Source organism: Aquabacterium olei (genome assembly GCF_003100395.1).
Classification (GTDB): Bacteria; Pseudomonadota; Gammaproteobacteria; order Burkholderiales; family Burkholderiaceae_C; genus Aquabacterium; species Aquabacterium olei.
In genome coordinates this window covers 272,859-285,039 of the sequence record NZ_CP029211.1, presented here as the reverse complement: position 1 = coordinate 285,039, position 12,181 = coordinate 272,859, and the positions used below count along the sequence as shown (strand labels likewise).

General features: G+C 65.3%; 12 protein-coding genes. All 12 read left to right on the top strand.

The window, feature by feature from the left end:
* Nucleotide 1: 1 nt before the first annotated feature.
* The 12 genes from DEH84_RS18630 to DEH84_RS18575 all read left to right on the top strand — a co-directional run bounded on the left by DEH84_RS18630 (nucleotide 2) and on the right by DEH84_RS18575 (nucleotide 12,044).
* The gene (locus tag DEH84_RS18630; RefSeq protein WP_109038706.1) at nucleotides 2-1,366 is read left to right on the top strand and encodes an FMN-binding glutamate synthase family protein; all 1,365 of its coding nucleotides are present in this window, start codon (nucleotides 2-4) and stop codon (nucleotides 1,364-1,366) included.
* Between the two features lie 448 nt (nucleotides 1,367-1,814).
* Complete coding sequence (locus DEH84_RS18625; RefSeq protein WP_109038705.1) at nucleotides 1,815-2,399, top strand: amino acid synthesis family protein; 585 nt, start codon at nucleotides 1,815-1,817, stop codon at nucleotides 2,397-2,399.
* Nucleotides 2,392-3,237, top strand: coding sequence for an alpha/beta fold hydrolase (locus tag DEH84_RS18620; protein WP_109038704.1), 846 nt, complete (start codon nucleotides 2,392-2,394; stop codon nucleotides 3,235-3,237). The genes DEH84_RS18625 and DEH84_RS18620 overlap by 8 nt, the downstream gene beginning before the upstream one ends.
* Nucleotides 3,234-4,127, top strand: a complete 894-nt coding sequence (locus DEH84_RS18615; protein WP_109038703.1) for a flavin reductase family protein — start codon at nucleotides 3,234-3,236, stop codon at nucleotides 4,125-4,127. Before DEH84_RS18620 ends, DEH84_RS18615 begins: the two co-directional genes overlap by 4 nt.
* Before the next feature lie 23 nt (nucleotides 4,128-4,150).
* The gene (locus DEH84_RS18610; protein ID WP_109038702.1) at nucleotides 4,151-5,188 is read left to right on the top strand and encodes an LLM class flavin-dependent oxidoreductase; all 1,038 of its coding nucleotides are present in this window, start codon (nucleotides 4,151-4,153) and stop codon (nucleotides 5,186-5,188) included.
* A gap of 17 nt (nucleotides 5,189-5,205) precedes the next feature.
* On the top strand, nucleotides 5,206-6,681 hold the full coding sequence (locus DEH84_RS18605) for an aldehyde dehydrogenase (RefSeq protein WP_109038701.1): 1,476 nt from the start codon (nucleotides 5,206-5,208) through the stop codon (nucleotides 6,679-6,681).
* 2 nt (nucleotides 6,682-6,683) lie between these two features.
* A complete protein-coding gene (locus tag DEH84_RS18600; RefSeq protein WP_109038700.1) occupies nucleotides 6,684-6,998 on the top strand; it encodes an NIPSNAP family protein in 315 nt (104 codons plus the stop codon).
* A gap of 40 nt (nucleotides 6,999-7,038) precedes the next feature.
* Nucleotides 7,039-8,082, top strand: a complete 1,044-nt coding sequence (locus DEH84_RS18595) for an ABC transporter substrate-binding protein (protein ID WP_109038699.1) — start codon at nucleotides 7,039-7,041, stop codon at nucleotides 8,080-8,082.
* 60 nt (nucleotides 8,083-8,142) lie between these two features.
* On the top strand, nucleotides 8,143-9,024 hold the full coding sequence (locus DEH84_RS18590; protein WP_109038698.1) for an ABC transporter permease: 882 nt from the start codon (nucleotides 8,143-8,145) through the stop codon (nucleotides 9,022-9,024).
* Nucleotides 9,014-9,823: an ABC transporter permease gene (locus DEH84_RS18585; RefSeq protein WP_109038697.1), complete on the top strand. Its 810-nt coding sequence runs from the start codon at nucleotides 9,014-9,016 to the stop codon at nucleotides 9,821-9,823. The genes DEH84_RS18590 and DEH84_RS18585 overlap by 11 nt, the downstream gene beginning before the upstream one ends.
* On the top strand, nucleotides 9,813-10,922 hold the full coding sequence (locus DEH84_RS18580; RefSeq protein ID WP_109038696.1) for an ABC transporter ATP-binding protein: 1,110 nt from the start codon (nucleotides 9,813-9,815) through the stop codon (nucleotides 10,920-10,922). Before DEH84_RS18585 ends, DEH84_RS18580 begins: the two co-directional genes overlap by 11 nt.
* 108 nt (nucleotides 10,923-11,030) lie before the next feature.
* Nucleotides 11,031-12,044 carry a porin gene (locus tag DEH84_RS18575; RefSeq protein ID WP_109038791.1) on the top strand — a complete coding sequence of 338 codons (1,014 nt, stop codon included), beginning with the start codon at nucleotides 11,031-11,033 and terminating at the stop codon, nucleotides 12,042-12,044.
* Nucleotides 12,045-12,181 lie beyond the last annotated feature (137 nt).

The window sequence follows — 12,181 nt, the reverse complement described above, 5'->3', positions numbered from 1 at the left end:
CATGAGCACCGAACACCCCATCACCTTCAAGCGCCTGCAACGCGAAGAATCCGCGTCGTTCGACCGCAGCACGCTGGACTACATCCACCGCGCCTCGAACACCGGCCTGTACGAGATCCGCGGCCTGGGCGCGAAGCGCAAGCTGCCGCACTTCGATGACCTGGTCTTCCTGGGCGCCTCGCTGTCGCGTTACCCGCTGGAGGGCTACCGCGAGAAGTGCAGCACCAAGACCGTGCTGGGCACCCGTTTCGCCAAGAAGCCCATCGTGCTGGACACCCCCATCACCGTGGCCGGCATGAGCTTCGGCGCGCTGTCGGCCAACGTGAAGGAAGCCCTGGGCCTGGCGGCCACCGCCATGGGCACCTCGACCACCACCGGTGACGGCGGCATGACGCAGGAAGAGCGTCGCTCGTCGAAGACGCTGGTGTACCAGTGCCTGCCTTCGCGCTACGGCTTCAACCCCGACGACGTGCGCAAGGCCGATGCCATCGAGGTGGTACTGGGCCAGGGCGCCAAGCCGGGCGGCGGCGGCATGCTGCTGGGCCAGAAGGTGAACCCGCGCGTGGCCAAGATGCGGACCCTGCCGGAAGGCGTGGACCAGCGCTCGGCCTGCCGTCACCCCGACTGGACCGGCCCCGATGACCTGGCCATCAAGATCCAGGAACTGCGCGAACTGACCGACTGGGAAAAGCCGATCTACGTGAAGGTGGGCGCCACCCGCGTCTACAACGACGTCAAGCTGGCCGTGCACGCCGGTGCCGACGTGGTGGTGGTCGACGGCATGCAGGGTGGCACCGCCGCCACGCAGACCTGCTTCATCGAGCACGTGGGCATCCCGACCCTGGCCGCCGTGCGCCAGGCCGTGGCCGCGCTGGAAGACCTCGACATGAAGGGCACCGTGCAGCTGATCGTGTCGGGCGGCATCCGCACCGGCGCCGACGTGGCCAAGGCCCTGGCCCTGGGTGCCGACGCCGTGGCCATCGGCCAGGGCGTGCTGATGGCCCTGGGTTGCAACCGCGACACCTACCAGCAAGGCGGCCAGCAGCACAGCGCCGAGGCCGACTACGCCGCGCTGGGCACCGCGCCCGGCTTCTGCCACCACTGCCACACGGGCAAGTGCCCGGTGGGCGTGACCACGCAGGACGCCGTGCTGGAAAAGCGCCTGGAGCCGGAATGGGGTGCCAAGCACCTCAAGAACTACCTCAAGACGCTGACCATGGAGCTGACCACGCTGGCCCGCGCCTGCGGCAAGCAGGACGTGCACCATCTGGAGCCGGAAGACCTGGTGGCCCTGACGGTGGAGGCCGCGGCCATGGCCCAGGTGCCGCTGGCCGGCACGAGCTGGGTGCCGGGTCAGACCGGCTAATGGCCCACTGAAGACGTTATCTCTCGGCCACGTAGGCCCCCATGCGGTTGCGACCGCATGGGGGCCTTCTTCATGCTCGGACGATGCGGTCGGTATGCGGCTGCTTCAGAGCCGGTGCACCACGGCTGCCCGCCGTGCACCGAGCCGAGGCAGACCGAACCAGTTCAAGGCACCAGCTGAAGTGCCACTGCAGATCGCCATCACCGGTGCTTCACCTCTCTCATGTTCCGAGCACCGACACGTGGCAAAAGCAGGCCCGATACATGCTTGGTATGCCATACGACACCACTTTCTTAAAAGCTGTTTAGGACAGCACTTCCAAACCACATACCTGGAGAGAAGCTCGGGTAAATCCCGGGATCACAGGCTGAGATCTCTCTGCTCAAATCCACTCACCAACAGCTTGGTATACCAACATACAAAGCGCCAACAACCAAGGAATCTGCTCATGACGTTCGCCCTTCGCAAAGTCGTCACCTATACGGAAGACACCCTCATTGAAGGCGGCAAGGTGGCCGCCAAACCCCTGCGCCTGTTTGCCGCTGCGGCAGTGTTGCGCAACCCCTGGGCGGGCCGAGGCTTCGTGGAGGACCTTCAGCCCGAGATTCGCGAGATCGCGCCGCAACTGGGTGAACTGCTGACGCGGGAGATCATCCGCATGGCCGGCTCGGGCGAGGCCGTGGAGGCCTACGGCAAAGCGGCCATCGTCGGCACGTCCGGCGAAGTCGAACACGCCTCCGCCCTGACCCATACGCTCCGCTTCGGCAACCACTACCGAAACGCCGTGGGCGCTAAAAGCTTCCTGAGCTTCACCAACGTGCGGGGCGGGCCGGCGTGTCCCATCGCCATTCCCCTGATGCACAAGCACGACGAGGGCATGCGCTCGCACTATCTGACGATCCAGTTCTCGATCACCGATGCGCCAGCACCCGACGAAATCGTCGTGGCACTGGGCGCTTCCATCGGCGGCCGCCCACACCACCGCATTGGTGACCGCTACAAGGACATGGCGGAGCTGCAAAACAATGCCTGAACTCCAGCCGCCCCCCAGCCGCGCCCGCGGTCTGTTGCCCGACGGGACCAGCTATGCGGTGTATGGACAAGGGACGCCCATCGTGTTCATACACGGCGTCGGCATGCAGCAGGACGTGTGGGTGCCCCAGATCCTGGGCTTCGCCCGAGATCGCACCGTGGTGACCTTCGACATGCTCGGTCATGGCCGCAGCCCGCTCCCGCCGGAAAACCCGGCACTTGCGGACTATGCAGACCAGGTCAAGCGTCTGCTTGACCAGCTGGACCTGCCTCGTGCTCACATCGTGGGCCACTCCATGGGCGCGCTGGTGGCACTGGAATTTGCCTTGCGAGAGCCGGCACGTTGCCTGAGCGTCAGCGCGCTCAATGCGGTCTACAACCGCAGCGACGCCCAACGGGAGGCTGTGCAGGAACGTGTGCGCAGCCTGCAGACGTCCAACACACAGGGCGGGATCGCGGCCACGCTGGCACGCTGGTTTGGTCAGCCGATCCCGCCTTACCTGGAAACAACGGCACAGCTGTGCAAGCGCCTGCTTGAAGACGTGAACGCAGAAGGCTATGCCCGCACCTATGCCCTGTTTGCCACGAGCGACCGCGCCCACATTGGAAGACTGACTGAACTGCAGCCCCCCGCCCTGTTCATGACCGGCGAGTTCGATCCGAATTCCACACCGGACATGACCAAGTCGATGGCCGCCGCAGTCCCGGGCTCCCGGTGCCGGGTCCTGGCCGGTGAGCGACACATGATGGGGCTGACCGGTGCCCCGCAAGTCCACGGGGAGTTGCTCCCCTTCCTGCTGGCCGCGGAGGCCCGCGCAAACAAACTGGAGGCCGCATGAGCATCGATCCCAAAGCCTTTCGGCAAGCCCTCGGCAACTTCCCGACCGGTGTGACGGTCGTCACCACGGTCGACACCGACGGCACGCCGCGCGGCCTGACGGCCAACTCATTCACCTCGGTGTCGCTCGATCCAGCCCTCGTGCTGGTCTGCCTGGGTAAGACCACGGCCAGCCACCCCGTGTTCATGGAAGCTGACCGCTTTGCCATCAACATCCTGGCCGAAGACCAGCGAGACATCAGTGGTCTGTTCGCTTCCAAGTCGCCCGACAAGTTCAGCCAGGCGGCGTGGCACCCGGGCACCACCGGTGCCCCGCTCATCGCCGGGGCAGTGGCCTGGTTCGACTGTACTGTGCATCAACGTGTGGATGCCGGCGACCACACCATCCTGATCGGGCAGGTACAGGACATGGGCCAGCGCACGGCCCGACCGCTGGGCTATTGCCAGGGAGCCTATGTCGGCTTCCAGCTGCAGCAGGCCGCGCAGGAAGCCCTGGCTCGCCAGGCACGCACCACCGCCCTCATCGAGACCCCGGATGGCGTCTTGCTGAGTGCCGGACCGGACGGTCTGGATTTGCCCACCTCAGGAGATGTGGCTGGCCTGCTGGACGCGCTGAAGCAACATGGCGTACAGGCCTCGGTCGACTTCCTTTTCGCGGTGTTTGACACGCCGACCGGCTCGCGCATCGTGTACCGCGGCCGCAGCGCACACCCCCCCAAGGACAATGCCTTGCGCTGCATCCCGGTGGCCGAGTTACCGCGACTCAACCTGGCCAACACCGCCCTGCAGGCCATGCTCAACCGCTATGCGCGTGAGCGTGCCCAGGACGCCTTCGGCATCTACATCGGCAACCAGGACGCGGGCGAAGTGCGCCCCCTGGCCACCGCCTGACTTGACCTGACTGGAGCCCGATCATGAAGTTCTCTCTTTTCCTGCACGTCGAGCGCTACGACGATCAGACCCCCATCACGCAGCAACTCGATGAGATGACCGAGCTGGTGCAGATCGCCGAGCGGGGCGGCTTTGAGGCCGCATGGGTCGGCGAGCATCACGGCATGGGGTTCACCATTGCACCGAACCCTTTCGTGAACCTCGCCCACCTGGCTGCCAAGACGTCGACCATCCGCCTGGGCACGGGCACCGTCATCGCGCCGTTCTGGCACCCGATCAAGCTCGCTGGTGAGGCGGGGCTCGTCGACGCCCTCAGCAAGGGCCGGCTGGACCTCGGCATTGCCCGCGGCGCCTACATGTTCGAATACGAACGCCTGTTCCCGGGGCTGGACGCAATGGAGGCCGGCGCCCGCATGCGCGACATGGTGCCGCTGTTGCAAAGGCTGTTCCAGGGCAATGCATCCGCCGATACGCCTTACTGGCAGTTCCCGGCCACCACCCCGCTGCCCCGACCGGTGCAGTCGCCCTGGCCACCGATGTGGATCGCCGCCCGCGACCCGCATTCGCACGACTTCGCCGTGGGAAGCGGCTGCAATGTACAGGTCACTCCGCTGGCCTCAGGCGACGCCGAAGTGGCCTCTCTGATGGACCGCTTCAACGCTGCCTGTGCGGCCCACCCCGAGGTGCCGCGCCCGCAGATCATGCTGCTGATGCACACCTTCGTCGGTGCTGACGAGGCGGAAGTCAACCAGGCGTGCAAGGATCTGCAGGCCTTCTATTGCCACTTCATGAAGTGGGTGAAAAAGGAACGCCCGATCGAGCAAGGGCTGATGGAGCCGCTGCGCCAGGAAGACCTCGACGCCTTCCCGCAGTACGCCCCCGAGAAGCTGCGCGAAACGCTGGTGATCGGTCAGGCCGATGAGGTGATCGCCCGATTGAAGTCGTACGAAGCCCAGGGCTACAACCAGTACAGCTTCTGGATCGACAACTGCATGCCCTTCGAGACCAAGAAGCGCACGCTGGAACGCTTCATCGCCCAGGTCGTTCCCGCCTTCCAATGAACCCACTCAGGCCCGCCATGCTGCAGACCTTCCAGCACTACATCGACGGCCAATTCGAGCCGGGCACCGCGCACTTCGACAGCGTGGACCCGGCCACCGGCCAGGCCTGGGCCCGCATGCCCGCCGCCACGTCGGAAGACGTGAACCGTGCCGTGCGAGCAGCCCACCGGGCCTTGACAGCGTCTCCCTGGCGCGGCCTGCATGCCAGTGCGCGCGGCAAGTTGCTGGCCCGGCTGGCGGATCTGATCACCCGCGACGCCACGATGTTGGCCGAGCTGGAAACGCGCGACACCGGCAAGGTGATCCGCGAAACCCGTGCGCAGATCGGCTACGTGGCCGAGTACTACCGCTACTACGCGGGCCTCGCCGACAAGATGGAAGGCCGCCACCTGCCGGTGGACAAGGCCGACATGGAGGCCTACACCCGCCGTGAGCCCCTGGGCGTGGTGGCCGCCATCGTGCCGTGGAACTCGCAGCTCTTTCTCTCGGCCGTCAAACTGGGTCCCGCACTGGCAGCAGGCTGCACCGTGGTGCTCAAAGCGTCTGAAGAAGGCCCGGCGCCTCTGCTGGCCTTTGCCAAGCTGGTGCATGAAGCGGGCTTCCCCGCCGGGGTGGTCAACGTCATCACTGGCTTTGGCCACGACTGCGGCCAAACGCTGACCACGCACCCACTGGTCGACAAGGTGGCCTTTACCGGTGGCCCGGAGACCGCGCGGCACATCGTGCGCAACACGGCCGAGAACCTGGCCGACACCTCGCTCGAACTCGGTGGCAAGTCGCCCGTGCTGGTGTTCGACGACGTCGATCTGGAAAGCGCCTGCAACAGCATCGTCGCTGGCATCTTCGGTGCCAGCGGCCAGAGTTGCGTGGCTGGCTCGCGCCTGCTGGTGCAGCGTGGCGTGGCCGATCGCCTGCTGGCCATGCTGGCCGAGAAGGCCGCCCGCATCCGCATCGGCAGCCCGCAAGATCTGGCCACTGAGATGGGACCGCTGGCCACGCGCAAGCAGGTCGAGCACCTTCAGCGCACCGTGAAGGCCAGCATCGATGCGGGTGCCACGCTGGTGTGCGGCGGCGGCACGGCAGAAGGTTTCGCGCCCGACAGCCACTATGTCGCGCCCACCATCCTGGACTGTCCGCACGCCGACATCCCGAGCCTGCGCACCGAGTTCTTCGGTCCCGTGCTCAGCGTGATCCGCTTCGACAACGAAGCCGAGGCCATCGCGCTGGCCAACGACAGCGCTTACGGTCTGGCTTCGGGCGTGTTCACCACCAACCTGACGCGGGCCCACCGCCTCATCCGCGAATTGCGCGCCGGCATCGTGTGGGTCAACACCTACCGAGTCGTCTCTCCGCTTGTGCCCTTCGGCGGCTTCGGCCAAAGCGGTCTGGGCCGCGAAGGTGGCATGGAAGCCGCGCTGGCTTACACCCGCACCAAGTCCGTTTGGATCAACACCTCGGACGCTCCCATCCCCGACCCCTTCGTGATGCGCTGAACATGTACTACGAGATCCGCACCTATCGCCTCAAGGTCGGCGCCCTGCCCAACTACCTGGCCCTGGTGGGCGAGCAAGGCATCGCGATCCAGCGCGCGCACCTCGGCCACCTGGTCGGGTACTTCCAGTCCGACATCGGACCCCAGAACCAGATCGTGCACATCTGGGCTTTCCAGAGCCTGGACGAACGCGACCGTCGCCGCGCCACGCTGGCTGCCGACCCAGCCTGGCAAGCCTTCCTCCCACACATCCAGGCCTTGATCGAGGAAATGGACAGCAAGGTCATGCGCCCGGCTTCCTTCTCCCCCTTGCCCTGAGCCCCTGTTTCTTCCGCCCCACCCCAACCTGCACACGACCATGACCGATACCCTTCGCTCCCCCCGTCGTCACGCCATCGCCACCCTTGTGATGGGCCTGCTGGGCGCCACCAGCCTGAGCGCGCAAGCCCAGCAAGACGGCATCGTCTTCACCAGCTGGGGTGGCACCACCCAGGCTGCCCAGAAGAAACACTGGGCCGTCCCCTTCACTGCGGTCACGGGCATCACCGTGCAGCAAGACGGTCCGACCGATTACGGCAAGTTCAAGGCCATGGTCGAGAGCGGCAACGTCACATGGGACGTGGTCGACGTCGAGGCCGACTTTGCCGCGAAGGCCGCCAAGGATGGCCTGCTCGAGCCGATCGACTACAGCGTGGTCCCCAAGGCCCAGCTCGACCCGCGTTTCTCCGGTCCGTACCACGTGGGCAGCTTTTACTACGCCTTCGTGATGGCCTTCAACAAGGACATCTACAAGGGCAAGGCCCCCGCCAACTTCTCGGCCCTGTTCGACACCAAGACCTACCCCGGCAAACGCACCTTCTACAAATGGTCCGCCCCTGGCGTGCTAGAACTGGCCCTGCTGGCCGACGGCGTGCCTGCCGACAAGCTCTACCCGCTGGACCTCGACCGCGCCTTCAAGAAGCTGGACACCATCAAGGGCAACATCGTGTGGTGGACGGGAGGCGCCCAGTCGCAGCAGTTGCTGGCTTCGGGGGAAGCGCCCATCGGCGTGTTCTGGAACGGTCGCGTGCACTCTGTCGAGAGCAGTGGCCAGAACGTGGACGTGTCGTGGACTCAAAGCCTGACAGCCGCCGACGTGCTCGTCGTTCCCAAGGGCAGCAAGCGCAAGGCCCAGGCGATGAAGTTCCTGGCTTATGCCGCTGGTGCCAAGGGGCAGGCCGACTTCGCGACGGACACAGCCTACGCCCCGGTCAACCTCGGTTCGAAGGCGCTGATGTCCCCTGCGGCGGTCAAGACCCTGCCCGATCAGTTCACCAAAGGCCAGATCAACCTGAACATGGCCTGGTGGGCAGAGAACCGCGACGTCGTCGCCAAGCGCTGGTACGCCTGGCAGGCCCAGTAACCCGCACCGCGGAAGTGCGCAGGGGCTCGGCCCCTGCGCTTGCCCCTAGAGGATGAACCCATGCCCACTGACACCATGACGGCCACCTTGGCTCTACCGGCCGCCGCTGCACCGCCCAGACGGCGCAGCGGCCTCGCCTGGCTCACCCCCTCCCTGGCCCTGCTGGCTCTGTTCTTCGTGCTGCCCGTTCTGAGCCTGCTCCTGCGCAGCATCACAGAGCCCGAGTTCGGCCTGCAGCACTACGCAGAACTTGTTGGCAGCTGGACCTACGTCAAGGTGCTCTACAACACCTTGCTGGTCGCCTCCGTGGTCACGGTGGTAACGGTGGTGTTGGGCTTCCCGGTCGCCTGGCTGATGGCCATCATGCCGAGCCGCTGGAGCCGGTTCCTGATGGGCTGCCTGCTGCTATCCATGTGGACCAACCTGCTGGTTCGGACCTACGCCTGGATGGTGCTGCTGCAACGCACTGGCTTCATCAACCAGACCTTGATGAAATGGGGCGTCATCGACGAACCACTCGCCTTGGTCAACAACCTCACGGGCGTCACCATCGGCATGACCTACATCATGCTGCCCTTCCTGGTTCTGCCCCTGCACGCGACGATCAAGGCGCTGGACCCGGCGATCCTGCGTGCCGCCGCCACGTGTGGCGCCTCGCGCTGGCAGGCGTTCTGGCTGGTGCTTTGGCCACTGGCCCTGCCCGGTGTCGCCAGCGGCGCGCTGATGGTGTTTGTAATGTCTCTGGGCTACTTCGTGACCCCCGCCTTGCTTGGGGGCGCCAGCCACATGATGCTGGCCGAACTGATCGCCCAGCTGGTGCAGTCCCTTCTCAACTGGGGCCTTGCAGGGGCCGCCTCCCTGGTGCTGCTCGTCATCACCCTGGGCCTGTACGCCCTTCAACTCAAACTCTTCCCAGCGAAGGGAGGCCAGCATGCTGCTTGACCATGATCGCCTGGGCCTCCCCCTCCGTCTGAGCCTGGGCGCCATCGGCACACTCGTGGTGGCGTTCCTCCTCGCACCGATCGTCTTCATCACCCTGCTGTCCTTCGGCTCCTCACCCTGGCTCATCTTTCCCCCGCCTGGCTGGACGCTGCAGTGGTACCGCGAAATGTGGGCCGATCCCGGATGGCTGCAGGCGATGTGGCACAGCACCCGCGTCGCGCTCGTCGTGACCGCGCTGTCCGTCAGCCTCGGGTTCATCACAGCCCTGGCGCTGGTACGAGGCACCTTCCCGGGGCGCGCGCTACTCCGAGGCTTTTTCATCACCCCGATGGTCTTGCCCGTGGTGGTGCTGGCCGTGGCGCTGTACGCACTGTGTCTCAAGGTCGGCCTGACGGGTACTTTTGTGGGCTTCGTCATCGGCCACCTGGTGATTGCACTGCCCTTCTCCATCATCACGCTGTGCAACGCACTCGAAGGCTATGACTTCGCGCTCGAGGAGGCGGCCTTGATCTGCGGCGCCACTCCATGGCAGGTGAAGTGGCGTGTCACGCTGCCCGCCCTGCGCCTCAGCCTGTTCGCCGCCGGCGTGTTCTCCTTCCTAGTGTCCTGGGACGAAGTGGTCGTTTCCATCTTCATGGCGACGCCCGGCATGGAAACCCTTCCAGTGCGCATCTGGAGCGCCCTGCGGCAAGACCTGTCACCCGTGATCGCTGCGGTGTCCACCGTGCTGATCGGCATCACCCTGCTCTTCATGCTGATTGCTGCCCTGTTCAAGAAAGACGACGACCATGGCCACTGAAACGACAACCCCTGACGCCCCCTTCCTGAGCATCCGCGGCCTGCGCAAGACCTACGGCCAATCCGTGGCGATCGACGGCGTGTCGCTGGACATCCGCGAGGGTGAGTTCATGACCTTCCTCGGCCCGTCAGGCTCAGGCAAGAGCACGACGCTCTACATCACCGCCGGCTTCCAGGATCCGACCGAAGGCACAGTGCAGCTTGCCGGCAAACCGCTGCTCAATGTGCCACCCAACGAGCGCAACATCGGCATGGTGTTTCAGCGCTACACGCTGTTTCCCCACCTCAGCGTGGCGGAGAACGTTGCCTTCCCGTTGCGAGTGCGCGGCTGGGAGAGATCTCGCATCGCCGAGCGGGTGCAGGCCATGCTCAAGCTGGTTCACCTGCATCAGCACGGCGACCGCAAGCCCAGCCAGCTCTCGGGCGGGCAACAGCAGCGGGTGGCCATCGCCCGCGCGCTGGCCTACAACCCGCCGGTGTTGCTGATGGACGAGCCGCTGTCGGCGCTTGACAAGCAACTGCGCGAGGAGATCCAGTTCGAGCTCAAACGCATTCATCACGACACGGGCATCACGATCCTGTACGTGACCCACGATCAGGAGGAAGCGCTGCGTCTGTCTGATCGCATTGCCGTGTTTAACAAAGGACGCATCGAACAGGTGGGCACGGGCCACGAGCTGTACGAGCACCCCGCCACCCGTTTTGTGGCGGGCTTCATCGGCCACAGCAACTTCCTGCCCGTCAAGCTGGAACAGCGCCGAGGGGGGCTTGCCGACGTCGTCCTGCCCGATGGACGTCGCGTAGCCAATGCGCCCTTGCGCTGTGACGCACCGACAGGCGCCGACGCGGCGCTCATGCTGCGCCCCGACCGTCTGTCACTGCAGCACGCAGCGCGGCACGACGGCCCGAGCATCCCTGTTCGCGTGACCGACCTGAGCTACCTCGGTGACGTCATGCAGGTTCATCTCAGTACAGCCTGGGAGCAGGACCTCGACATCCGCGTCCCCCTTCGCCCTGGCGTGCCGGCCGACTGGCAGATCGGATCCACCGCCCACCTCAGCTGGGACATCGCCCAAAGCCAGGTGCACGCGGCAGCCTGACGTCCCGACCGCCCGCTGAATCACCCCCCCGTTCCAGGGCCGGAAAACGGCCCTGCTGGCCCCGCTTTACCTGTTCGCTCCCCCCTCCCACCAACAAGGAAGATGACCATGTCCCGTAGTTCCGTCCTTTCTTCTCTGCGTGCCCGCACGTTGGCCCTCGCGGCACTGTCTCTGGCTGCGGTCAGTGCAATGGCCCAATCCAATGTGACCCTCTCGGGCACCATGGACATTGCTGCCTACCGCGGCAATGGCTACAACACCGCCAAGGGCACGCAGATCGGTCCGCTGTCGCGCAGCAACCTGACCTTCAGCGGCAACGAAGACCTGGGTGGCGGGCTGGCCGCCACGTTCAAACTCAGTACCCGCTTCGAAACCGACACCGGCTCCACCGAGCTGACGAACAAGCCCTTCTGGCACGGGGAATCCACCGTGGGCATCAAGGGTGGCTTCGGCCACATTCGCGTCGGCCGGGCCATGGACGCCGTCACCGCCAACGACTGGGCATACGACCCGTGGGACAACTTCGATCGCCTCGCTTCTCCGGCCTGGAGTTTCTGGCATTACAACTACGCTGTCGACCGCCGCAGCAACAATGGCAGCGCCGAGTACTTCCGGATGAGCAACGGCATCTTCTACGACTCGCCCACCTATGGCGGCTTCTCCCTGTCGGTCTCCGGCTCGCCTGAAAAGGCGACCGCAGCGGGAGCCGGTCAATCGAAGCCGCTGTCTGGCGCATTGAAATACGCCGAGGGTGGTTTCAGTGCCATGCTGGCAACCGGGCGCAACGGCGATGGCGACACGGTCAAGTTCCTCGGCTTGAAGCAGTCCTTCGGTCCGGTTGCCGTCATGGGCGCCTACGACATCAGCACCTACAAGGGCACCCTCAGCAACAGCACGGCGCACGCAGCCACGATGGGTGCCACCTGGCAGCTCACCTCGGTGCTCCTGCAGGCCAGCCTGGGTCGGCAGTCGATCGGTGACGAGGTCAATCGCATGGCGTCCGTCGGCGCCCGGCTGCCACTCTCGAAGCGTACCTACATCTACACCAACCTGAGCCACTACAAGCCGCATGCGAACGACGGCAAGCTAGGCTACGGTGTGGGCCTGAACCACAGCTTCTGAGAACGCCTGCGACAATCTCAGCCAACCCGTGTCACGCGGGGCCCACCCGGGTCCCGCACACTCCGCCAAGAGAGTTGATTCATGCCAGCCCAAGGTAGCTCACTCCGGATCGACCGCAACCAGAAGACCCTGCGGGA